This window comes from Jatrophihabitans sp. (genome assembly GCF_035474675.1).
In the GTDB taxonomy this organism is placed as follows: Bacteria; Actinomycetota; Actinomycetes; order Mycobacteriales; family Jatrophihabitantaceae; genus Jatrophihabitans_A.
Genome location: NZ_DATINC010000063.1, coordinates 70,631 through 93,201 on the forward strand (window position 1 = coordinate 70,631; position 22,571 = coordinate 93,201).

At 56.5% G+C, this 22,571-nt stretch carries 18 protein-coding genes, 1 tRNA gene and 3 pseudogenes; 9 read left to right on the forward strand and 13 right to left on the reverse strand.

The window, feature by feature from the left end:
• Positions 1-100 precede the first annotated feature (100 nt).
• On the forward strand, positions 101-1,003 hold the full coding sequence (locus tag VLJ82_RS07755) for a DUF6615 family protein (RefSeq protein WP_408662761.1): 903 nt from the start codon (positions 101-103) through the stop codon (positions 1,001-1,003).
• Between the two features lie 120 nt (positions 1,004-1,123).
• Here VLJ82_RS07755 and VLJ82_RS07760 read toward each other — a convergent pair whose 3' ends face one another.
• Both VLJ82_RS07760 and VLJ82_RS07765 read right to left on the reverse strand, forming a co-directional pair.
• Entirely contained in the window at positions 1,124-2,632 is a 1,509-nt protein-coding gene (locus VLJ82_RS07760) for a helicase C-terminal domain-containing protein (protein WP_408662762.1), read from the reverse strand.
• Between the two features lie 247 nt (positions 2,633-2,879).
• A complete protein-coding gene (locus VLJ82_RS07765) occupies positions 2,880-3,194 on the reverse strand; it encodes a DEAD/DEAH box helicase family protein (protein WP_408662763.1) in 315 nt (104 codons plus the stop codon).
• Positions 3,195-3,332: 138 nt separating this feature from the next.
• Between VLJ82_RS07765 and VLJ82_RS07770 the strand changes: the two genes are divergently transcribed.
• Together VLJ82_RS07770 and VLJ82_RS07775 are read left to right on the forward strand one after the other, a co-directional pair.
• On the forward strand, positions 3,333-6,284 hold the full coding sequence (locus VLJ82_RS07770) for a TrlF family AAA-like ATPase (protein ID WP_408662764.1): 2,952 nt from the start codon (positions 3,333-3,335) through the stop codon (positions 6,282-6,284).
• Between the two features lie 323 nt (positions 6,285-6,607).
• Entirely contained in the window at positions 6,608-7,471 is an 864-nt protein-coding gene (locus tag VLJ82_RS07775; protein ID WP_408662765.1) for a putative RNA methyltransferase, read from the forward strand.
• Here the strand turns inward: VLJ82_RS07775 and VLJ82_RS07780 are convergent.
• Together VLJ82_RS07780 and VLJ82_RS07785 are read right to left on the reverse strand one after the other, a co-directional pair.
• Positions 7,430-8,887, reverse strand: coding sequence for an asparagine synthase-related protein (locus tag VLJ82_RS07780; RefSeq protein ID WP_408662766.1), 1,458 nt, complete (start codon positions 8,885-8,887; stop codon positions 7,430-7,432). The two genes, VLJ82_RS07775 and VLJ82_RS07780, sit on opposite strands and share 42 nt — an antisense overlap.
• A gap of 254 nt (positions 8,888-9,141) precedes the next feature.
• Positions 9,142-9,528 carry a lasso peptide biosynthesis B2 protein gene (locus tag VLJ82_RS07785; RefSeq protein ID WP_408662794.1) on the reverse strand — a complete coding sequence of 129 codons (387 nt, stop codon included), beginning with the start codon at positions 9,526-9,528 and terminating at the stop codon, positions 9,142-9,144.
• Positions 9,529-10,701: 1,173 nt separating this feature from the next.
• Here VLJ82_RS07785 and VLJ82_RS07790 point away from each other — a divergent pair.
• Complete coding sequence (locus VLJ82_RS07790) at positions 10,702-11,304, forward strand: hypothetical protein (protein WP_408662767.1); 603 nt, start codon at positions 10,702-10,704, stop codon at positions 11,302-11,304.
• A gap of 54 nt (positions 11,305-11,358) precedes the next feature.
• Here VLJ82_RS07790 and VLJ82_RS07795 read toward each other — a convergent pair whose 3' ends face one another.
• Entirely contained in the window at positions 11,359-11,655 is a 297-nt protein-coding gene (locus VLJ82_RS07795) for a hypothetical protein (protein WP_408662768.1), read from the reverse strand.
• A gap of 567 nt (positions 11,656-12,222) precedes the next feature.
• Between VLJ82_RS07795 and VLJ82_RS07800 the strand changes: the two are divergent.
• The 4 genes and pseudogenes from VLJ82_RS07800 to VLJ82_RS07815 all read left to right on the forward strand — a co-directional run.
• Positions 12,223-12,429: pseudogene (locus VLJ82_RS07800) on the forward strand (helix-turn-helix domain-containing protein); the annotation flags it as partial.
• A gap of 105 nt (positions 12,430-12,534) precedes the next feature.
• Positions 12,535-12,999, forward strand: a complete 465-nt coding sequence (locus VLJ82_RS07805) for a hypothetical protein (protein ID WP_408662795.1) — start codon at positions 12,535-12,537, stop codon at positions 12,997-12,999.
• 59 nt (positions 13,000-13,058) lie between these two features.
• Positions 13,059-13,910 carry a hypothetical protein gene (locus VLJ82_RS07810; protein ID WP_408662769.1) on the forward strand — a complete coding sequence of 284 codons (852 nt, stop codon included), beginning with the start codon at positions 13,059-13,061 and terminating at the stop codon, positions 13,908-13,910.
• A gap of 159 nt (positions 13,911-14,069) precedes the next feature.
• Positions 14,070-14,333, forward strand: a complete 264-nt coding sequence (locus tag VLJ82_RS07815; RefSeq protein WP_408662770.1) for a hypothetical protein — start codon at positions 14,070-14,072, stop codon at positions 14,331-14,333.
• Positions 14,334-14,376: 43 nt separating this feature from the next.
• Here the strand turns inward: VLJ82_RS07815 and VLJ82_RS07820 are convergent, their stop codons facing one another.
• From VLJ82_RS07820 to VLJ82_RS07840, 5 genes and pseudogenes are all read right to left on the reverse strand, one after another.
• Positions 14,377-14,685 carry a hypothetical protein gene (locus tag VLJ82_RS07820; protein ID WP_408662771.1) on the reverse strand — a complete coding sequence of 103 codons (309 nt, stop codon included), beginning with the start codon at positions 14,683-14,685 and terminating at the stop codon, positions 14,377-14,379.
• A gap of 409 nt (positions 14,686-15,094) precedes the next feature.
• Positions 15,095-15,469 carry a hypothetical protein gene (locus VLJ82_RS07825; RefSeq protein ID WP_408662772.1) on the reverse strand — a complete coding sequence of 125 codons (375 nt, stop codon included), beginning with the start codon at positions 15,467-15,469 and terminating at the stop codon, positions 15,095-15,097.
• 324 nt (positions 15,470-15,793) lie between these two features.
• Positions 15,794-16,663 (reverse strand): YncE family protein, encoded by an 870-nt coding sequence (locus VLJ82_RS07830; RefSeq protein ID WP_408662796.1) that lies wholly within the window; start codon positions 16,661-16,663, stop codon positions 15,794-15,796.
• 483 nt (positions 16,664-17,146) lie between these two features.
• Positions 17,147-17,797 (reverse strand): annotated as a pseudogene (locus tag VLJ82_RS07835) (caspase family protein); the annotation flags it as partial.
• The gene (locus VLJ82_RS07840; RefSeq protein ID WP_408662773.1) at positions 17,794-18,138 is read right to left on the reverse strand and encodes an effector-associated constant component EACC1; all 345 of its coding nucleotides are present in this window, start codon (positions 18,136-18,138) and stop codon (positions 17,794-17,796) included. The pseudogene VLJ82_RS07835 and the gene VLJ82_RS07840, both read right to left, overlap by 4 nt.
• 163 nt (positions 18,139-18,301) lie before the next feature.
• Here VLJ82_RS07840 and VLJ82_RS07845 point away from each other — a divergent pair, with 163 nt between their 5' ends.
• Positions 18,302-19,213 carry a hypothetical protein gene (locus VLJ82_RS07845; RefSeq protein WP_408662774.1) on the forward strand — a complete coding sequence of 304 codons (912 nt, stop codon included), beginning with the start codon at positions 18,302-18,304 and terminating at the stop codon, positions 19,211-19,213.
• 23 nt (positions 19,214-19,236) lie between these two features.
• Here the strand turns inward: VLJ82_RS07845 and VLJ82_RS07850 are convergent.
• The 3 genes and pseudogenes from VLJ82_RS07850 to VLJ82_RS07860 all read right to left on the reverse strand — a co-directional run.
• Positions 19,237-19,386 (reverse strand): annotated as a pseudogene (locus tag VLJ82_RS07850) (IS5/IS1182 family transposase); the annotation flags it as partial.
• A gap of 2,631 nt (positions 19,387-22,017) precedes the next feature.
• On the reverse strand, positions 22,018-22,428 hold the full coding sequence (locus tag VLJ82_RS07855) for a hypothetical protein (protein WP_408662775.1): 411 nt from the start codon (positions 22,426-22,428) through the stop codon (positions 22,018-22,020).
• Between the two features lie 49 nt (positions 22,429-22,477).
• A tRNA-Arg gene (locus tag VLJ82_RS07860) sits at positions 22,478-22,550 on the reverse strand.
• Between the last annotated feature and the right edge of the window lie 21 nt (positions 22,551-22,571).

The window sequence follows — 22,571 nt, forward strand, 5'->3', positions numbered from 1 at the left end:
AACTCGCTGTGCTGTCACGCTGCGGTCGCTCTACGCAGGATCGAGCTGACGGTGTTGCGGTTGATGTCGAAGTCGGTAGCCAGTTGGGTGGTGATCATCCATGTTGACACCTGCTCAGGTGCGTCAGTTGCGTGATGAGCTCAACCGCCTGGCGTCAAGCACCTGGCACAAGGTGGAAGTGGGCCCGAGGCGAGGACTCGCGTTTGGGGAAGAATCAATCACCGATCACAACCTCTTCGAACTCGACAGGCGCTGTACCGGTGTAGAAGTCTACAAGTTTTATCATCGCGAAGAGGCACTCAACGGTGCTGACTTCGAGTGGTACATCGGTGATGCAGCCGACGGGTGGATCGGCATACGATTCCAGGCCAAAAAACTGGACGATGAGGCCTACCTTGGGCTTGGGCATCGCGTCGGCACTCAGCGTCAATATGACATCCTGCTGAAAGCAGCTGCTGCAGACGGTCTGTGGCCCCTCTACTGCTTCTACAACGGCTGGAGTGGTGCATGGCCGAACGGCATCCGCAACGCGGTGTGCCCGAACGGTTTCACACCCGCCCGTACTGGCATAGGCAAGGGATGCAGGCACGCCAAGCTCGAGCATTTTGGATGCGCACTCGCGCCGGCTAGCTACGTCGCAAGACGACATCGATCGGCACCACGCGTCGGTCGGCTTGCTCTAGACGACTACCTCGCCCATAGTCGTCCTTGGTCTCACATTTTCGAAATTATTACCGATCGCTCTGACCCGCTGGACTCGTCGACGGTTATTCGACAGATATCTGCAACGCTTCACTCGTGGTTCGCAGCGTCAGCTTCCGACGGTCAAGAGACGGTCGAGCCAGACTATGTGTTGGGAATACCCGATAATGGCGGACGACTGGTAAGGCTACCTCCATGGCTGATGGCAGTACGCCAAGGTGAGGCTAGGTACGACGACGGCTATCTCCCGCGTCTCGCTCTGGTGCTCGACCTGGACGCCGTTGAGGGTAGGGATAACTGATCGGATCAGGTCAGCTCGAGGGGACGGTATAATCACCCAAGGGCGTCGATCTACACGACTGTCTGCACGGCAATCATTGCCTACAACTCAGGGAGAAACCTTAGCCAGTGCACATTTCGCTTAATTCTGGACGTTCTTGAGGTAACCGCTAAGGTTACCTGATTGGAGGCGGTGCCCCTGCAAGAGGCCATTGACAGTTTCAATGTTATTAGTGGGAGCTGCCGCTAAAGCTTCGGCGAAGCCCATTACGGACCTCTTCAGTTTGATAAGTCCATCTTCGTCAAGGACCAGCATGCCATCGGGTGCACTGGCATCGGGCGCTAATTTGCGCGAGCGGTGAACCATAACAGGCGTAGCTTTTGTGGTTTGATCGTAACGCTTAGAGAACCAGTTCAAAGAGCCGCTAAGCTGGTTAGCGTCTCGTTTGTGAATTACATTGCCTATGGCGCCGCTCTTAGCCTCAATCACCCAATATTTGAGTGCACCCAGTGCCCAAAGCACGTCCGGCCCTTCGCGAAGATCGGACTCGGGTCGCTCGGCGGTCAAACCGATATGCTCAGCAAGGGCGCGCAGAGCCTCTTCGAACGGCTCTGTTCGTTCTGGATCAAATACTAGATCGTCTAACACAGCCTGGAAGCCAAGCCGCAGATCAGCTGGCGAGCTGTAATTATTTGATACATAGTCAACCACTCGTTGTGCCTGATCAGCCGAAGCAGACAAGCGGACGTATGAGATTCCAGATAGGGGGCGGAGAACAGCTCGGTTCTTCTTGCGGGCGCTCACTAAGGTCGTCTGAGCACGCACTGGATCGGTCAAATTAATGTAGCTTGCTTGCTGCTCGAGCAGCCATCCTTGCTCAGCTTCGTCGGATGAAGAGGCGATCGCCGCGCTCATATGCTGCTCAGCCTCGTGGTAGTTGTGGTCGGCTGCGGCTTCGAAGGCCCTGCGCCGCTCTATAGCAGCCACGCCAACAGTACTGATAGGCGGCTCGATATTGGCCAACTTGAGCTTCGCCAGTCGTACCCAATTCTCATCTCGATTCAAGGCCTGCCGGGCCACCTGAAGGATCTCCTCAAGAGAAGCGTCCTGGAGGCCGCCGGCCACCGTACGGGAGAGTTCAAGCTGAGCGCGGGTAGCCGGACTGAAGCGGGCAAGCGAATCAATCCCGACTACTAGTTGACTTAGCCGAGCTCCGAGCAGCAGTACTACACAGTGATCCTCGTTGCTCCTGACGCCTCGACCCATGCCTTGCTCGATGCGCTGGATCTGGCGATCATCGCCGAAGCGAGCGTGCCTGCGCAGTTGAGATTCGACACGGTCTTCGGCGCTCTGTGCCTCGGGAAGGCCGTCAATAACCAGAACTCGGCAGGCGTCCTCAGGTAAGTCAATGCCGTCAAATTTATTTACAAAGACCACGAGGCCAATGTGCTTTCCCGACCGCAACTCATCTACGGTAGCTGCGACATCAGCCGCATATACTATCCTGTTGGTAAAAATTACCCATGCTTTGGCGGCTGACCCACTTGGCACTAGAACCACTACGTTGTATTCATGAGCCAAGCCGGCGATGGCTTGACGTACATGATCGGGCTTTAGCCCTGGATTCACTTCTAACGGAGCGATAATCATTCGTTCGCCGATGTCACCGGCGGTAAAAGGCGTGATAGGTTTAGAAACGCTGGCGGCATCAGCGCCGAACTCAGATACCAGTACGCTATCGTCCGCCAGTGTGGCGGTTAAATAGATTCGATGAGTCGCTTCAGCGAAACTTGTGATGTGTCGAATAGGCGGTAAGGCCGGTGTAATAGTAGCTGCATTACCGGTGAAGACCGCTCGGCATAATTCTAGGACTTCACTGACAGCGGGCCATGCGTACTTAATGGCGAACCTGCCCCGCCAAGTACTTATCAGGAGCTACATACAATGCGGGCCCCTCGCCAGCGTTAAGGTAACTCTGCAAGATGATTAAGCCATCTATAGTCTTGCCCGCACCCGTATTGACCTTGATGACCAGATCGCGCTCTGTTCGGCGAAGATGCCAGGCTTCCAATACTTGGGCCTGCACGTCTCGGAGGTACCCATAACCTCGGGCCTTCTCCGGTAGTGATGCGTAGAGTTCCCGGGGCTCTGTTGGAGCAGCCTGGGCCTGCTGTTGGAGTAGCTTGTTAAAGTCCACGCGGTGTCCTTGCATTGGAAGGCGGTCTGATCACGAACCGTCAAGGCTACGCCGCAGCCTGACATCTGCAACCTAGTTCTCCTGTGTCTTGGTACCGAGCGGAGAGACGGTTGCAAACCGACTCTCTGGAGGCAACGAGGTAACATGCCCGGAGTGAGCGAAGCGAGCATCCCCACCGACCCCCGCGGTGCTGCCTGGCGCCGCTGGGAGCCACATATCCATTCTCCGGGAACTGCCCTGAGTGACAGTTTCGGCGGGACGGACCTTGCTACATACCTGTCCGCGATTGAGGCCGCTACGCCCACTATCGAAGCGCTCGGCATAACCGATTATCTGCTTACTCGACGCTACGTTGAAGTGTGTGCGGCCAAGGCGGCTGGCCGGCTTCCAGAAGTAAGACTACTTTTCTGCAATATCGAAATGCGCCTCAGCATCGAGACGAAGGCTAGTAAGGGCATTAATATTCATCTACTCGTCTCGCCCGAAAAAGCAGATCACGTGCAGCAGCTTAATAGGTTTTTGTCGAAGCTGACGTTTCGCTTCTCCAAGGACACATACAGCTGCACTGAGGATGATCTGCGGCGGCTCGGGCGAGCCCACGACACCTCCATCGCTGATGATGAGGCTGCCCTCCGTGCTGGTGTCAATCAGTTCAAGGTGGACTTCTACCAGTTACGCACGCTATACGAAGACACGGAATGGGCACACTCCAACATCCTGATCGCAGTAGCGGGCAGCTCAAACGATGGAACAGCCGGACTGCAAGATGAGTCAGCCGGTTTTGCTGCACTCAGGAAGGAGATCGAGGCTTTCGCTCACATCATTTTCACTGCGACACCAAAGAACATCGAGTTCTGGCGCGGCGAGGGTGTCTTGACCGAGAAGCAGCTAGAGGAGACGTACGGCGGGCCAAAGCCGTGCCTCCACGGTTCGGATGCGCACACGTTGGGCTCCGTGGCGAGGCCGGCTGAGGACCGGTTCTGTTGGATAAAGGGTGATCCGAGCTTCGAGAGCCTTATACAAGCTTGCCTAGAGCCTCAGCGGCGGTCAGCCATCGGACCAACACCACCTGTCACGGGGACTCCGTACAGCATTGCCTCCGTGGCGACGCCGGAGCTGCCATGGCTCACACCGGGCGACCTGCCGATCAATGAGGGCATGGTGGCCATCATCGGCGCACGGGGATCGGGCAAGACCGCCCTAGCTGATCTGATTGCTCATGCCGGGGACAGTCCAAATCCCCACGAAGATGTTCAATCATTCTTGATGCGTGCTCGACCGTTCCTCAGCGGCGGACAGGTTGAAGCCGAGTGGAGTGATGGCAGCAAGTCGATTCGCCGGCTCGACCAGCAGGCCGCCGGCCTTCCAGAGGTTCACTATCTGACCCAGCAGTTTGTCGATCGACTGTGCTCATCGGTCGCCGAGAGCGACGAGCTGCTGGATGAAATCAAGCGCGTGGTCTTCCTGGCACACCCGCCAGAGACTCGTCTTGGTGCGGAGAACTTCGACGCACTCGTGGAGCTGCGAAGTAGCGAGACGCAGTTAGCCGTCGAAGCGCTTAATCAACGGCTCGACCGCTTATCCCAAGACGTACTGACCGAACGCAACTGGTACCTTCGTCGAAGTGACCTTGGCCGCGAGTTGACGAAAGTCAAGGAGGATCTGCTAAAGACCGAGGCAGCGCGCAAGGCCCTTATTAGGCCTGGCGGGAAGGAACGGTCAGATTACTATACTCGCCTGTCCACAGCCATCGCTGCTCGGGAGCAAACGCTGCAAGGCCTGAGTCGTCAACTACAGAGCTACCGCAAGCTTCGCCTGGAGGCTGTACGCTACGCAGAGGACGTGTTTCCCCGCCTGCTCACCGACCTCAAGCAATCGCTTGGTGAATCACTTCTAACAGCTGATGAGTGGGCGACCTTGCAGCCGGCATTTGTCGGTAACCCTCTGATTGTGATCGATCAGAAGACGGACGCTCAAGAGACGCTCATCAAGTCGACGACCGAGCGAGCGGGGAATACACCTAAGCCAATTATGACTGCTGAGGAGCTCGCAGATTGCGGGCTCGCCCCGCTTCGGGCAGAACAGGCAAAGGTTGGAGAGCAGATCGGCGCTGATCAGAAGAATACTCAGCGTCTCCAGCAGATCGCCAACATGCAAACGACACTCGACACCAAGCGGCAGCGCATAGAGGAAGAGCTTGCTAGGGCAGAGGAAAGCCCTGCCAGGCTAGAAGGAATCTTTGCTGAGCGGGCCAAACTATATGAGCGATTCTTTGAGCTGATCACCGATGCCTGCGAGATCTTAATTGACCTGTATACGCCGCTCAGCGCCAAGTTGCAGAGTTCATCGACCTCAGCGAGCAAGTTGCGCTTGACGGTGGTACGCGATATTAATTTGGACGAGTGGTCCAAGGCCGGAGAGGCTCTACTTGATCTTCGCAAGAACGGTAAGTTCCGTGGCAAGGGAGCGCTGGCGGAAGCAGCTCGCACTGACCTGCTACCCGCGTGGCAAGAGGGGTCAGCCGCAGACGTCGCGACCGCGATGGAGATCTTCCGGAAGACATATAACCAGAGCTTGCTCGAACAGTCAGGGGTGGAGCACGGCTCGGATGAATACCCGCAGTGGGTCGTAGACCTCGGTCGCTGGCTCTACTCAACTGATCACATTCGCGTCCACTACAGCATTGAGTACGAGGGTGTCTCGATCACCCAACTGTCACCCGGGACACGCGGCATCGTCCTACTTCTGCTGTACCTCGCTCTGGATCTCGAAGACTCGCGACCACTCATCATCGATCAGCCAGAAGAGAACCTGGACCCTAGGTCGGTCTTTACCGAGTTGGTGAGCTTGTTCCGCGACGCTCGGCTGCGTCGGCAGGTGATAATCGTGACGCACAACGCCAACTTGGTTGTCAATACTGATGTCGATCAGGTAATCGTTGCCTCCTGCACTAAGCATGGCGGAGGCTCACCGCCAGAGTTCTCATACGTCAGCGGTGGGCTTGAAGATCCGACGATCCGAGGTCATGTCTGCAATATCCTGGAAGGTGGCGAGAGAGCCTTCAAGCAGCGTGCGAAGCGGCTTAGAGTCGTACTAGGTAGGTAACCGCCATTCGGCACGAGTCCGACGCCTTACTGAGTGAGGGCCCAGCCGACGCACACGACACGCGAGCACCTAGAGTGCTTAGACGATCATTCTCCACTGTTGGTAGCGCCATTCCTGCCATCGCCCTTGGTTAGCGCCGTGATAATGGCTGGGCCCGCGACCGCCGACTGGTACCGGCCGGATCAATGCCGACGCGGGAGGGGTGACGGGTGATGCTGTATAAAACCCCCGCGCGGAATCGGAGGCGGATAAGTACAAGGATGAGTGAGGCCCTATGCGATTCGGTTTGTCGACAGAATACGTGGCGTACAATGATGAACGTAATGAACACTGACACTTTGAAATATCTTAAATGCCCGGTGTGCCACGCCGAAGGGCTACGCCGTGACGATAACGCGGTGAAATGTGTAAACAGTCACGCCTTCAACGTTGCCAGACAAGGCTACATCGACTTGCTGTTGAAAGCAGGAAAGCGACCCGAAGGCGACTCCTTGGCCATGGTCGAAGCAAGAGCACGATTTTTGGCGAGCGGCACCTACGCTCCAATCGCAGATCTAATTTGCCGTACCGCGATTCCACACCTGAGATCGTTAAGCGTGCCTACCCCAGTGTGTCTAGACCTCGGGGGTGGAACGGGATACTATCTTGATGCGCTCAGGCTTTGCTTCAAGAGTCAGAACATCACTCCTAGCAGCATTCTAGGAGATGTTTCGATTTATGCAGCCAGGCGTGCCGCGCGTATACTTACCGATACGTTAGTGGTGCGAATGGATACTTGGCAGCAGATACCTCTGGTCGGTTCCTCCGTGGACGTTGGGATTATTGTATTTGCGCCTAGGAATGCAATAGAAATAGCGCGAGTCATGCGCGATACTGGGCGCCTTTTGGTTGTAACACCGGCTGAAGATCATTTGGCAGGAGTTATGAAGCTTTTTGGAGTGGTAGGCCAAGAAAGCAATAAACGCGAGCATTTGCTCAATAGCCTCAGTCCGTACTTTCATAGCGTTGAGTCGAACCGCTTAAGATACGAAGTTACGCTTACACGAGACCAAGCGCTTGACGTGCTCTCGATGGGTCCAAACGCGCGGCATATTGATATTGAAGATGTCAGAAGCAAGTTGCATGCGCTAAATGCCATAGTTACTTTAGTGGATGTCTACCTTGACAGCTTTGCTCCAAACTTGTAGCCATGCTTCAGCCGCGAGCAGCCGTGCGATTGGCCAAAATTGGGAGCCATCCCCAAGTGCTGCACGATCTAGTTCAGTTTTCGCTTGGGAAACGTCTATCAGGCGCATCTCGGCGAGCTGGCCGCCACACACTAGTTCGACGGCCGTACCGTAATTGCGCCTTAGGGCTCGAAGATGCGAACCGGTATAATCCGCCTTATCGTATCGATTAACTACTTTCCCCGGTAGAAAGCGACCAAGCGAGCGGCGAAGTAGGAGACGGTCACCTTCCGATCCGATAAGGCTTTTGGTAGGCGCTAGCAACATGGTGCTAAGGAACGGCTCCGCTAGCATGGGATATGCCAATGCGTGTAGCTCATCTTGACGCATCTCGTAATCGATTATGCGTTGAGCCTCGGCAACCTCACGGTACTGGGCGCGCTTACCAGGCAGCAGGAAGGTACCATGCGCTCTACCTTTTAGGCTAGCAAACCTTGCATCGTTAGGGTGCTGTGGGCGTCGGGAAGGTAGAAATGTCGGATACCCGTCCATGCGGGCATGCGCTGTAGACCAGGAGTAGGCGCTCCGAACTAATGAGCTGTAATTCTGTCCCGTGATATCACTGACTTCACGGGCGACCCTGTGCCACTGTTTAGGCCTATGGCTTAGGAGTAAGTCAACTAGATAGCTAGGAGCCGCGGGCTGGGCGTAGCTGATCTGATCTCCCCCGTTACCCGATAATGTAACACTGTACTGGCCAGCAGTCTCTTTCTGAATCTCACAGAGCCTAGCTTGAAGCAGAGTAAAGTGAGGCCGACTGAGCGGCGAAACACTTCCCTTACTAGGCGTCAATATTCCTACATCAGCCGCGGATATTACCGTAAGCTGTATGCCCAGTGCTTGCGCCACTTCTTCGGCATAGAAAAGTTCATTTGCTGCGGCATGCTGGGAATCATGTAGATGCATCGCTACCGGTGTATGACCAGCGCTAACTGCAGCCCAAGCGATAGCAGCCGAGTCGATGCCGCCGGAGAGGTCTATAGCAACCTGCTCGACGTTGGCCGTGATACGTGCGACGCTGTCGCGGAGCGCTGTCGCCACGTTCGCAGCGCGCCAGAGATCAGGTTGCTCTTTACTTTGAGCGTCCTGACGTCCCGGCGAGCGGGACACCAGGCTACTGTCGCGGATCTCGGCTCGTACACCAAAGCTCAAACGATTGATCCCATAAAAGAAACTAGTGTTGTCTGCTGGCTCTTGGCCAGAGATCCAATCCGATAGCAGCTGCCAGTTGACTTCTAACTTGTCGTACCCCGTCGCAAAGATCAGGTCGGCAACTGTAGTTGAGAATGATATGCCAACACCCTTTCTTTGTAACCAGTAGATTGGCCACTCGCCATTTAATGGGGTCTCGATTTGAAAAATGGACTGCCGTCTCATAAAATGCACGATAAGTCCAGAACTCCGTCCGAGCTGGACGTTTGGTGGGCTGGAGGCACCTATTTGCCAAGTAAGGGTTTCATCTGCCCTTAGTAGATTCGCGCACCCCTTAGGCCAAGCAGGCTCACCTAAAAATAATAGCGCTGCATTTCGAGTGAACGCTTCCACCGACGCTTCTGGATGCTGTGAATGCACTTTACTGACGAATTGCTTCGTCGATAACGGTGATCCTACATGGCCAAAAACTCGCAGTGTCAGCATATCCTATCGGCCTGCACCTCTAGGATCCGCGCTAGATTGCTTACATCTACCCCGCCAGCATTTATTTCTGAACCCGTGCCGTTGATTATCTCTACCCAGGCATGGGAAAAAAAGGGGTAATTCTGTATACCAATTACGAGCCTTACTGGAATACCGATATGGTAGCTGTGTAAGTACAGGGCGATTGAACCAACAAAGCAATCTACTCGACGCGGGTACCAACGCCGGGCCGTCACGTGGGCCGCAGCTAGCTCCGATAGTTTTGTCAGCGCAGCGTCCGGACCTAGCGCCCTAGGTGCCCTCTGGCCCCGGGAAGGGTCGCGTAGAGTGCTGACTGTGGAGGCGAAGGTGCTGGACCGTAATTTGTCTGCGTGACGCATAAACCAAAAAGCATGCAAAACGGCGACCTTGCAAGGCTTCACTTCGGTACAGAGAGAAAGAGCAGGACGCCATTTGGTCTCCGAAGGCGGACCTAGGCCCAGGGCTTGCGCTAGCGGAGTCTGTTGCTCGGAGACACAGAGGAGACCTTCCGCAAATAGATCCCGAATGGGTGCTCTGACGTCTTCGTCCAAGCCCTGAAGAATTGCCTTCCGGACGGCCTCACTCCGGCTTGGGCTGAGAGTTAAGAAGTGTCCCGTCCTGAAGTCGACGTATATGATGAGATCGCCGACTGAGGCGAAGGCGCTTATAGCCGAAGGCGCGGCGAACGTCACCCTTTAATGTATTGCGGCCCATTAGGGTTTTGGGTAACTAGCCTCGCCGTTCCGGCCCCCTGAACCGAGGGTGCGCTCGGCTGCTGGGCCGAGGTCTGAGTCCATCGGCTCAAGTTGAGTTGAGACGTCGGACGGCTTCACATCTGAGGTCATTTCGTCATTCATGTGTGTCTTCCTCCCTTAGGCCTGAACCCTTCGACAGTACGTCCTCACCGCCGCAACTACAAGCGTTCGACTTAGCGTTGGGAAGCGTCGCGGTCTAGGCTGCCGCTGCTGTCTGTCAGCCATCCTTCCGGCTTTCCTGCCGGAAGGCACAGCATGATGCGATCTACGGAGATGCTGTCTACTCCACTTAACTTGCAACTGATTACCGCGCGTTGGTGCAAACATGGGCGTCTACATACCGAAGTAAACCAACCGCAAGCTATGAGCTCCGGTCGCGACCTCTGCCAGCCGTCGACTCGGCCAAGCAACCGATCCCCGCCGGAGACCAAGAAGTAACCATGAAACAGGGGGCTGAGCACGCACCCCAGCGCCTCAGCCGGAAGATGGCCATCACACAGCAGAGGAGAAGCCGGCGCCGCACTGTCTCGTCCCGCTAGCGCTCTCAGTAGAAGCTGCGTGCCGTCCGCGCTGACAAAACCACGGGTCCTGATCTAGCGGGCGCTGTCCGTGGTTCAGCTCTAAACTTTCGCCGTGCTTCACCACCTTCTCTCGTTGTTGGTCCCGCCTCCTTCCCCTTCGGGAACGAGCGCGATCCCAGGGGGTCATCATTCGGACTTCCACCTGACCACAACCGAAGTTGCGTTCGCGGTGCCGATAGGAGTGATTATTGCTGCAGTGGTCGCTCTGATCGGGCAGGCAAGAGTGACCCGGAAGCAGCTAGAGGCGCAGGACAGGAGTACCAAGGAAACACTCAAGAGCCAAGAGCGAATTAACGAGGCAACGCTCAGGACTCAGCGTGAAATTGCGATCGAGGGTTTCCAGACCCAGCGGCAGCTGGCGAGCGATGATCGTTTATGGAATGCGCGCCGAGAAATCTACGTGCGGCTCCTCGCGATTGCACGCAAGGTCACGCGACAAGCAAGCTCCCATGCTTATAAGGATGTGCCGCAGCCTCAGGTGTTCGTCGAATTGCTACAGCCACTCATAGACATGGAAGATGAGGTTGTCGCTCACGCATCACCCGCAGTCATGGAAGCAGCCAACCAGCTCAATATGAACCTGCAGGCTACGATCAGTTTCCTCCACGTTGTGTGGTCGAATCAGCAGCAAGCGGGGCCGGAAATCAAAGACTTCCTCGACGCGTTGAGAGAATTATACGAGTCCAACAAACAGGGAGTGGATGCCACGCTCATGACTTTAGCCCAACTTGCGGCAAACCTGACCACTCTGATCAGAGCCGAGCTCAATGACCTTCCCCCGCGGAGGGACGATGAATAAAAGCCTGAAGCAATTAGCTAGCTTTCAGCCCACTAACCCACGGGCTAAATTACTTCAGCCAGCTGCGATATGGCGTGGTAGCCGACGGGCAGGCCGCAGCTCCATCCCAACACGGAGCAAGTAGTTCCGGATGCTGTTGTTGGCGACGTTGTACTGCAGCCCCAGCTGCCGCAGCGAGGCGCCGGCCTGGTACAGCTCTACGATCTCCACCACTTGGCTAGCCGTGAGTACCTGCTGCGGCCGCAGCTCAACGCCTGCATGCTCTAGGTGCGCTCGCACCGTCTGCTCGTGCAGTTCGAACTGTCGGCCCAGCGCCTTGATCGAGGCGCCCGAGCGGTAGGACTTCACCAACGCGGTGACCTCGGCTGGTTGCAGCTTGTGGTTCGGTCGGAACTGGATTAGGTGTCGAACCTCGGCAGGCCTAGCCTGGGAAGGCCTGGCTCCACTGGCTGCCATGGCCCGCTGTAAGAGAGGCGTTACGTTTGAAAGCAGCTCTCTCAGGTGCACATTTGATAGACCCGAGGTTGCTCTTTCGAACCAAGCAAGTGCGCTCTCCTCGGCTGCACTCCACAGCGTCATACGTGTGTACATGCCTGCAGTCCACGTGCGTGATCAACACTGTTTCAGCCTGGAGGGCCCGTGCTAACAGACGCTCCTTCGTACCAGAGTTACCAGCGATTACTGCCATCGAGCAACTCGACGATCAGACGCAGCACGTTGACGAGGATGGAGATGAGCGGTATCCATCGCTCAAGGCGGCCTTCCCCCTGCTTATCCCATGGCATGACTTGCTCCCTTTCTTCGCGGTTTACCTAAGCGAACGTGACCGGCACGTCAAAACCAACCGACTTAGACTCATCTAGACGAACTTGGACTCGATTGGACTAAGCCTCGGAAATGATGGATGCAGAGGGGCCTATGGCGAGTGACCCTGATCTGGTCGTGCAGTTTGCGGTGCGGCTTCGGAACTTGCGCGATAGCGCAGTGATTCCGCCTGCAGATCAAGAAGAATCTCAACGCGAACCACTAACGATGGATCAAGTTGCGAAGAGGTACAACGTCAGCCGCGCAACGCTATATGCCGCGTTCAAGGGAGAACGCCTGCCGTCACCCAGGACTCTTCGCGCTATTGTTAGAGGCTGGGCGCCCGAGGGGGCCGCTGCGGTGAGCGCCTGGATGGCAGACCGAGCGCGCGTAGAAACCATGTTGGCGTCGGACCAGGCTGATCGGATGAAGGTCGGAGCCACCACCGCAGGTAGTGTTGAGGAATCTGCAGCTGCAGGGCCGGACGAAGCGTTCGGGTTAACACTTTTCGCCGAGGGCGTGAACGTGCCCATGATTCTTGATACGGGGAGCCAGCTTTCGTTTGCAAGCTATGAATGGTTCGAGAGTCATGACCTAGTAAAGGGTGCAGATGAAACACCCCTTCTGAGCATGAGGATCGCCACTGGGGGCGGGCGGACAGATGTCACGGTGTTGCCGCTCGCGAGAGACTGGATCATCTCAATTGACGACTCAACCACCGCGCGGTGTTTCTTTCAGGTATATCTGATTCTTAACTGGAGCGAATCTCCGTTCGCAGAGGTAAGCGATGTCGGAGTCTTGGGTCGCCAGGCACTTCGCGACAACGGGTTCAGGTTGGAAATCAGGCTCACCGATGAGTACCCACTAAGACGGATATTTGGCCCACTATAGCGCCCGCTTGGAGGAGAATGTGCCTATGTTGACGGCAATGAGGTCGTTTCGAGGGTCACATGGGTGACGCCACGGGCGAGGGCAGTGAAGGAGCTGTCCGTCGCGCTTCCATCATCGAGGCAGTCAAGACGCCACTTGGCTTCTACGCACTGGTGGTTCTAGTGGCTGAAGCCATCCTGAGTGTCGCAACTGCAGCCACAGATGGGATCGACCGGACAATTCTAGTCATCGGTATGGTCGCGGCTCTGATTGGACTCATCCTCCTAGTGGCTGGTATCTCCCTCTGGCGCCCGCGCGCGCTCTACGGCGAAGCGCACACGGTGGTGAGCGTTGACATTAGAAGGGGTGACAGCCGTGCTCTCGTTGAGCCCAATACAGGAGATGTACCATTAAAATCTCTGGAACGACCTAAAGTACTTGTTACGCTTGGCTGCGGTCCCGGGGATGACTTGGACGCAGAAATCATTGAAGGGGTTTGGCCCGCAGCACTTGTGACAAAATTGCATAGCCCCACCGCTGCCGAACTGACAGACACCCTCCTCGCATCTCGCTTTGACGTCTTGCAGCTGTCTTCTCCTGTCGGGCGAACCGGCGATATCACTTTTCCTGATCGGGAGCTGTCAGCTGCCGGACTTGCTGAACTGGCACGCCAGTCCAACCTCAGCTTAATAGTTCTCGCCTCCTGTAGTTCTGCCAGTATGGCGGCGGAAATCGCCGGTCGAACGAATATGGTTGCGGCTACCGAAACGCTGTCCACACGTGATTGGGAGGGCTGGAGCAAAATTTTTTATACGCTCTTGGCAAGCGGTCTACCAATGAGCCAAGCATATTCCGTGGCTCGATCGGTCATCGACGCACCAGTAGTCATGATTCTTCATGAAGACTTCACGGCCGCTGCCAAACAAGTTTGAGCGGGGGTGTCAACGATACAAGTCGGCGACATGAGATCAATAGGCTGGTCATCTTTATGGTTGAAAACCTTTTGGGTGTTATGAATTGCTGCTGGCTCTACGCAGCATTCCCCTTGCTAAGAGTGGCCGGACCTAGCAGATCGAACTAGTCTCTCAGCCGTGACGAATTTCATAGATGGAAGTGGCATCGAGCACGACCTCGATGCAGAGCAGGCTGCCTTCGAGCAGCGCAACTGGACTTTCCAGGTTCACCGGCCTGTCCCTGCAGGCCCACCTGACCCTCGTTTTAAGCGGCAATTCCTCGCACAGGCATGGAAGCAGGGAACAACCCAGAAGTTCCAGGCTGACGGTGACACAGAAGATGAGGCGCGTGCTGAGCTGCTCAACCTCATGTTTGAGGAGGTGCCGATCACCGACCGATAGCACTTCGGATGAGCAGGGCGGACCCATCCGCTGACCAGGCGGCCTAGCTGCCCGGTTGCTCACCCATTGCAACTCGCTGTGGCAGCCGGCGGGCAGGCCGCAGCTCTACGCCGACGCGGAGCAGATAGTTCCGGATGCTGTTGTTGGCGACGTGGTACTGCAGGCCCAGTTGCCGCAGCGAGGCACCGGCCCGGTAGCACTCGGCGATCTCCTCCACTTGGTCTGCCGTCAGCACCAGCTGCGGCCGCAGCTCGGCGCCGGCCCGCTCCAAGTGGGCCCGCACCGTCTGCTCATGTAGCCCGAACCGCCGGCCGAGCGCCTTGATCGAGGTGCCAGTGCGGTAGGACTTCACCAGGGCAGCGATCTCAGTGGGCTGCAGCTTGCGGTTGGGCCGAAACTGAACCGGCCCTCGACTCCCAACCCATTCAGTGCGGGAAGGCCGGGCTTCGCTGGCCGCTAAGGCCTGGTGTATAATTGGTGTTATGTTTGAAAGTAGCTCTCTCAGGTGCACATCTGGGAGAGCCAAGATGGCTCTTTCAAACTTGCCAGCCCCGCGAGCTCCTGCTCCAGCTTGACCTGTGGCCGATCCCGCGCCTTAACCGGTCGTTACGCGCAGGCGCTCGGCCGCCATAGGTGGAGCAGATGGAAGGATCTCGGGTAGGCAATGTCCCGATTAAGCAGCGCTCTGCGCGCGCCTCGCTTGAGCCAAGATACCGTGCCGACACCACGAGTCACGACGATGGGCGGTCCAGTTGTTGCGCCTAGTCCATCAGCGCTTCCTTGAGGAGCGTTTCGGTATCTGCTAGTGAGAAGCCTTCGATCGATACTTCTCGGTTCGGAGTTTTCACGGTGATCCGTCGGTGGCTATTCCGCTGAAAGAAGCTGTTTAGCGCGGCTGCTGCGCCGGCTAATCCACCTGCCGCCGACACGACGGTGATGACCGTGTGCGTGACATCCTGCGCGTAACCTCCAAACTGCACCTCAACTTGTTGCGTTTCGAACTCGTCCATAAGCTGACGGCCTACCGTCCGACCGTGTTTCGTGTGTATATGGACAGCGACACTCTCCCTGTTCTGATCGCTCGGTGCGAGGTTCAGAAGGATGGGCGTGTCGTGTGACTTCTCCTGATCGGTCATGAAGAAGACCCTAACGGTTTGCGGCCCTAGGAGAACCCGTTAGACGAGGATGGCTACACATGGCCCGGACCACAGAGGACCCGGTGGCGTAGCGTCCGGTCGCGCTTCAACCAGCCGCAACCTGGTGATCTTGACGGGTTCTGTCTGGTGACCGGGCCCGTTTTGTTGCGGCCTGGCCAGCCGGTGGAGAGTGCTGGAGGGGTTGTGGTGAAGGCGACGTCCCGGACAGCTGCCTGTGCAGCCGCGCGACCAGCTTGACCGTTGCTGCGCCGTCAACTTCGGCGACCGGGCGAACCCCCGTATTGGCGCAAGGACACTCTATAGTTACGCTTTGAACACTGTTAGGGCGTTCGCTGCGGCTTCCGTGACATAAAGTGTCGATCCATCAGCTGAAATCGCGAGATCCCAGGGAAAGCCTCCGTCAACCGCAATAGTATGCACAGGCCGCCCTGTAGCAGTATCGAAAACCTCGATTGAATATCCATCAGGATTAGTGACGTAAAGACGCCGCTTATCGGGACTGAGGGCTAGGTGACGGCCCCTACCGTAGAACGTCTCCGAGTGCAGTATCTTGCCAGTGTTTGGGTCAACAGTGGCCACCCGAGCGTCATGCGACCTCATATCTTTGTCGCCAGCAACGTAGATGACAGGTCCATTTGCCATAATTGAGAGGCCCGCCAGGTACTTAAAATGTCGACTCACCTTATGTGTTGCGACATCAATAATGTTGATGGTGTCAATTTGCAAAGCATAAGCGGTTCTTCCATCAGCTGAGAATGTAATATCGGGACTATCGGAGGTAGCACCAGTAAGGGTAATGCGGTAGGCGATCGATCCGGTCGAGAGCTGGATGGCCGCGATATGGTCAGCGTAAGCCACCCAAAGCAAATCGCCTCTCGGTGTCAAAAAGGCGGTAAAGCCGTAGTCGCCGTCTGCTTTAAGCGTCTTTACGATCGTTCTGCGGGCAGTATCGATCACCTTTACTCCGGAAGCAGTAGGCGCGTACAGTCGTCTTTCGTCAGATGAAAGTACTAGGTTGCCTATGGCTGGGAAATCTAAGGGAATATCCTTAACAACAGTGGCGCTTTCGAGATCGACAATCGCAACATGGCATCTCCCTCTATCATCAATAGTCTCTATGTATGCTTCAGTATTTCGGCGAGATAGGGTCATATCACGCGGTGATGCTGCCATACCGATCGAGGATGCCTCGTATATAGGGTCGCCCACGGGCTTAGAACTCGACGACGAGAGAGTCGGTGATCGCTGGTCAGCATTCGGTGAAGTCATCTTATGATCACTGGTAAAAGGGCTAGGCTGAAGCCGGCGGAGATCTATAGGTGCTCTCCCTACACTTCCTGCAGTCAGTACTGAAACAAGTCCTAAGGCGATGGGGAGCAGTGGCCATTTCAGCCGCGGCGTATAGATGGCGGGCCTACGGAATATCCTCCTAGTATTTGAAATACGTGCAACTAAGGCTTTTCTCGTAGGGAGACTATGGGCCTTTACTGAATGGGGCGACACCCTCGCTTTAGAATCCTCGGCTCTATGGCGGAGGAGGTTAATAGTTGCGGCACCGTGTTCGTCAACCGCCGCATTTTTAGCGAAGATAAGCCGATCGGCGGATTCGACACTCCGCTGGTTTGGCAGTGGCATACCCAGGCTACGCATCTGCCTAGTCAGCACAGGGAAAATATCTCCTAATGTGAGGTATGCTCCTGCGCCTGGGATGCCTGTGCGCAGCAAATCAACTAATTCGCCAGTAAAGGTCGTGCACTTATCTGTGCGCCCTACGGGTGCATGAGCAGTAATGTTCCGATGGGTCGCTGTTAGTGTATAAGCCCCTCGGATATAGGTGAGATCGGCTAGTTCTGGGCCGTTCAATGCCTCAATGGCCTGACCCGCATAGCAACAGTCCAGTATTACGACCTTCCGCACTGCAGGACTACTGCGGATGATCTCGGCAACCCAACTCCAAGGCAGAGCTGTGTAGTATGGCCTATCCGCGCTTGTATTCCGAAGTACCAGTCCTAGCTCGCCGCGTTCGGAAAGTATACCGTGACCGACGAAATAAAAGAGGAACGTATCGGTCGCTAGCTCAGCTTGAGTCTTGACCGCTCTTGTAGCGGCATCTACATTTGCTGGATTATTTACAGTAAGCACTGCGCTTGAGGGCCAGGCGCAGATTGCTCCATTTTCAAGCGTGGTTTGGAACGTTTCGATACTATTCGCTGCTGCTGGTATATCCTCAAAAAGGGGGTCAGCATACTTGCTGACGCCCAGAAGTATAGCGCGAGAATTAGTGAAGCCTGACCAAGGTGTTGTCATTTACGGGTAAGGTTTTCAAGCCAGGCTGTGACGTTGCTGATATTAGTAGCATTCAGACTTATGGACGTGGTCTCATGCGTGATCGTAACTTGAACATCCGATTTGCGAGTCTTGAACCAAGCCTTTAGACATGCTGAGAAGGCTGCAAGTGTTCCACTTGCAGAGAGCGACACCACAATTTGGTTGATCGGAGATCCCAGTTCGCCGCGGCGAAGCCCTGAGGATGAATGAGTCTTAACGTGCGGGGACACAGCGGAATCTTCCCTGAGCCACGTCAGCAATGAGAAGATCTCATCCGTGTCAGCTAGGAGGTTAACAGTCAACGGTACGGTCATACCCATATCCCACTAGTCCTTGTCAGTGCACGGGAAGGTGGATGGGGAGTATATCTTAACGAGGTTAGAACGAGAAAGCCTTAGCATTGGCCGCCTGATCATCGATTCCAGCGTTACGTCGTAGGTTTAGTGCGCCACTCCGCCAGTCCATACCGAAACAGGAGGCAGAATGTCAGACGATCGCGCTATCGAGGCTCTACGCCTCGAGATCGGATCGAACTTCGAGGCATGGGCTCAGAAAATGGAGCACGCCTTCAACGAAAGAACTTCTGATCACGCATGGCCTGACCACGTATCACGTCCTGACCGCCCTACAGGTTGGGATGATGCTGGCGTGTGGCTGAACGCCGTCTACTCCATGATGTGGACCTCCCCCAGGCAGACAGAACTGGAACTCTTCCTGGCTTGCAGCGAACTTGCCGAGAAAGCTTGGAAAGAGTCGGTCAAGCGTCTAGTGGACAAGCTCCTTGAGCTTGGAGTGCTGGATCCTCACTTTTATGACATTGAGTCGGACGGAGTCATTGAAGACCAACTTGCCAGACGGCAGGTACTTGAGGATGAGGACGACGACCTGCTCCAGGAGTTTGAACGTCTCAGGAGGTCACGAAGCATCAGCGGTATCAAAGGTGCAAGCGGCGCAGTAGAAGAGATAGCGCTTAACCTCGCTGGGGTGGCGGACGGCGTCCTTGCTGCCTACGTCGTCGCTGCCCTTCATCGGCTGAGAGTTTCGGCGAAACCTGCCCTAACCTTCCAGCTCACTTCCGACGAGGCTGAATCGTTCGCCAAGAGGTACGCGTCCAACCTCTCAACGGATAACCTGATTCTGGTGTCTCAGGAGCGAACGACGACTTACGAGCGTCCGAGCCGACGGGTGTGGCGGCGGGAGCACACCACCTGGACCCACACCTTTGTGGGCCCAGACCTCGAGTACACGATTGTCCTTGAGATGCAGCCAGAGCAGGAAATACCGCGGCTCGTGATGGCGAGTACAAAGACGTCGCCCCGAGACCGATACAACGACCTCGCCACGACAGGTCGCCACAGATGGATTCCAGACCGCCCTGCACGAGACAGTGGCTAGGCGGCCTAGCTGCCGATCGTCAGCTAGGGCGCGTCTCCTAACCGTTTGAGCCAGAGGGTGATGGCTCTGAGGACGGCGGCTCCGCGGTAGATGGTGGCGAGTCGGTCGTAGCGGGTGGCAAGGCCGCGCCATTGGTTGGTGATGTTGAAGCCACGCTCGATGATGTTGCGGTTCTTGTAGCGGTCGGTGTCGAGGGCGGCGTCCGGCCGGGCCCTCGACCCGGGCGAACGAGGTCGCGTGGGCTATGTGATTAAGTTCGACGCACACAGACGGACGGCGTCATCAATCTCACGGCGCGCGGTTCTGGGATCAGTTTTACCGTGCATACGCTGCTTCGGACCGATGCGAGACCATATGGCGCGCGGTGATTCGTCACTTGCTCTTCGAAGGCGGTTGCCATGCGCGGCGCCACACGAGGTTATATCTGCACGAGAGGTCATGCCGGTACAATAGCCCTACCATGAGCGAATTCGAGAAGCGGTTAGCCCAAGCTCGCGCCGAGAAGCAGGCACAGCAACAGGCACATCAAGCGGCTGTCGATCGAGCCTCAGCCGTTGAACGGCAACGTCGGGCCGCTCAAGTGCAGCGTGCTCTCGCGCTAGTGCCAGCGGTACGAGAGGCGGTAGTGGCGCTGCAGCAGCAGGCCACCAGGCCGGCACGGTATGCCAGTGGACCGGTACGCTTTTCCGATGGGCCGGCGCATGGGAGCGGCCTGGTTCGCCGGCTTTTCGCAGGATCCGGCCGTCAAGGCTGGTGGATCCATAATTACGTCTTCGTGCCGCTCGCTGGTGCACCTGTTGTCAATATTAGGCAAAATAGCTTTTCCCTAGAGGAGTTCGCCCGCCGGGGTTCAGTCTCCTACGTCTCTCCAGGATTCGGGTCTACATCGGACTCCACCATAGTAGTAGATGCAGACGATGAACTCGACCGGGTTCTCCAAGCTATTGTCGATTATCTCAAATAGGTAGCTAACTGTGCTCGCACGAAAACAACGATGCCATACCGCCGATATTGTTGCTGCATTGCAGGCAGTGGCCACCGATATTTTCCACTTTTCCCCTTTAAGGGATTGTTCTCATCGCTTGAACATTGTTTTGTTCGGGTCGTGGCTTGACGAATCAGTGTCGTCTCCGGGCGATATTGATGTGTGGCTGGACGGCGAGGCAGCGGATGTCAACGTGGCGTTCACAGAACTCAGGCACCTCGGGGGGCTTCGAGGCTTACCCTTCGACGTAGTTGCACCGGCAAGGCTTGCCCCTTGTATTCGGCGGGCCTGTCAATGGAATGCTGCGCAAGGACTTGCGGTTGTTGGCCAACTGCCGCAACTGCCTGACGCTATCGACTCTCCTATGGCAGCCGTCCACCAAGACGCCTACCAAGCGCGCGCCGCGGCCGAGGCTCGGGCTGTCATCTCGCGTGCCGAGATTCTTGCGGTGGTCGGCGCGCCTGAGGCATCGGCGTTCGTGGAGTTGGCTGCCCGACTGTTCCTGCGCTCTCGGGCAGGTACACCGGCCGAGTGGCGCGGTATCCGACGGCTCTCGGTGACTGACCTAGTCAGCCAGTTAGCTGACTACGGGTGCACCATCGCTAAGCCCGTCCAATGGGAGGATCCTCTGCTGATAGAGGCACTTCGCATGCTGATCACTTCCGGTGGCGCCGAAATCGACGCTACCGGTAGCAGGTCGCGGGTAGCAGTTCGCGATGCTTGCGCTCTACGTGAGCGCTCGCGATGACTTCCGACACACCTATTCGGTCTCGTTCGACCCAGCGCATTATGAGCCGGCGATTAACTGCGGCCTGGTGGTGGAACTTGCACGCTCCCAAATTTCACCATGACCGATGGCTGCCCCGCTCAATACCCGGATATTTCATAGATCGTTACGCGTTTTGGCTCGCGAAGCCTATAGAAAGATTCGGATACCGTCCGAGACCTCCGAAGTTTAACCGACGCGCGTTGGGCCGGACACGCGATGAGTATCTGCGCCGGTATCTGTTACCCAGCACTGCGCTTGGCGGATGGATGCCGATTCCGAGTATGGCGACCGGCGTGGGGGACTTATACGACGAGCTCCGTAGCCTCTGGTTAGCGCAGTGCTATCGAGTAGGCCTGGTCGGCTCGGTTACCCGCATACCGGATGTCCGGGAGCTGACCTGGAGGGATATTTTCGATGCCTCCGTGTTCTATCCACGCCCGCCGGTGTTTCGGGGGGCTACATATTGGGATCGCCTGCCTGATGAACGTCGTCGTAGGCTTATTGCAACTTACGGTTCGGGAGCGCCTGTTGACTTCTATTGCTTTATGCAGCAGGTCCACGAGACTGTTCATGCGGCACAAACCGGCGAGCCTCTATTGAATGAGATCGTGCAAGCCGCGATATGGACCAGATTCCTCGACGCGAACAGTTTATGGGCATTCCAAACCCGCTCAGATGGAACCGCGATGATTCGTGAATACCATGTGATACGTCAACACAACCACCTCCTCGAACAGGCGGTGGCTGCCAAGCTTGACACCGCAGTATTACTAGACCGTCTCGCTCCGACCGACGCATACGAGCTGTGCTGTACCGCGGCAAGTGTGTTCGAACACAGCAAGATCAATTATGCCCGGTACTTAGACGTCGTATGCATCATCCTTACCAGGGCTAATGACCCCGCCTGGTTACGTAGAGCGCGTCAACGCATTTGCGATTCGCCGAGGCCGCCGGCTTGATCCAGGCTTAGCCGTCACCGGATGGTATGGATGCGGTGGAGCGTAGTGGAAAGCTGGACGGGAGTTGCACGCTCGACCCGCGACCCCACCATCACACGCTTCTCGAATATCCGTACTGACGAGGCAACCTCCGTGCCGCCCGCAGCTCCACGTTAGCCCGAAGCAAGTAGTTCCTGATGCTGTTGTCGGCGACGTTGTACTGCAGCCCCAGCTGCCGCAGGGAGACCCCAGCTCGGTAGAGCTCCGCGATCTCGGCCGCTTGCGCCGCTGTGAGGACCTGCTGCGGTCGTAGCTCGACTGCTGCCCGTTCCAAGTGAGCGCGCACCGTCTGCTCATGCAGTCCGAACTGGCGGCTCAGCGCCTTGATCGCGATGCCGGCGCGATAGGACTTCACCAAGGCGGCGACCTCGGTGGGCTGGAGCTTGCGGTTGGGTCGAAACTGAACCTGATCTTGGACCTTAATCCGGCTGGCCGCGGAATCACGAGCTTCGCTGGCTACCACCAGGGCCCGCTGTAAGAGAGGCGTTACGTTTGAAAGCCGCTCTCTCAGGTGCGCCCGAAGGGATTCGAACCCCTAACCTCTTGATCCGTAGTCAAGTGCTCTATCCGTTGAGCTACGGGCGCGTTGGAACCGAGGGTCGAGTC

Excerpts from the sequence above, each read along its gene's own strand:
- VLJ82_RS07755 (WP_408662761.1), top strand. The coding sequence starts at position 101 with ATGTTGACACCTGCTCAGGTGCGTCAGTTGCGTGATGAGCTCAACCGC.
- VLJ82_RS07760 (WP_408662762.1), bottom strand. The coding sequence starts at position 2,632 with ATGATTATCGCTCCGTTAGAAGTGAATCCAGGGCTAAAGCCCGATCAT.
- VLJ82_RS07765 (WP_408662763.1), bottom strand. The coding sequence starts at position 3,194 with ATGCAAGGACACCGCGTGGACTTTAACAAGCTACTCCAACAGCAGGCC.
- VLJ82_RS07775 (WP_408662765.1), top strand. The coding sequence starts at position 6,608 with ATGAACACTGACACTTTGAAATATCTTAAATGCCCGGTGTGCCACGCC.
- VLJ82_RS07780 (WP_408662766.1), bottom strand. The coding sequence starts at position 8,887 with ATGAGACGGCAGTCCATTTTTCAAATCGAGACCCCATTAAATGGCGAG.
- VLJ82_RS07785 (WP_408662794.1), bottom strand. The coding sequence starts at position 9,528 with ATGCGTCACGCAGACAAATTACGGTCCAGCACCTTCGCCTCCACAGTC.
- VLJ82_RS07805 (WP_408662795.1), top strand. The coding sequence starts at position 12,535 with ATGAAGGTCGGAGCCACCACCGCAGGTAGTGTTGAGGAATCTGCAGCT.
- VLJ82_RS07810 (WP_408662769.1), top strand. The coding sequence starts at position 13,059 with ATGGGTGACGCCACGGGCGAGGGCAGTGAAGGAGCTGTCCGTCGCGCT.
- VLJ82_RS07825 (WP_408662772.1), bottom strand. The coding sequence starts at position 15,469 with ATGACCGATCAGGAGAAGTCACACGACACGCCCATCCTTCTGAACCTC.
- VLJ82_RS07830 (WP_408662796.1), bottom strand. The coding sequence starts at position 16,663 with ATGGCAGCATCACCGCGTGATATGACCCTATCTCGCCGAAATACTGAA.
- VLJ82_RS07840 (WP_408662773.1), bottom strand. The coding sequence starts at position 18,138 with ATGGGTATGACCGTACCGTTGACTGTTAACCTCCTAGCTGACACGGAT.
- VLJ82_RS07845 (WP_408662774.1), top strand. The coding sequence starts at position 18,302 with ATGTCAGACGATCGCGCTATCGAGGCTCTACGCCTCGAGATCGGATCG.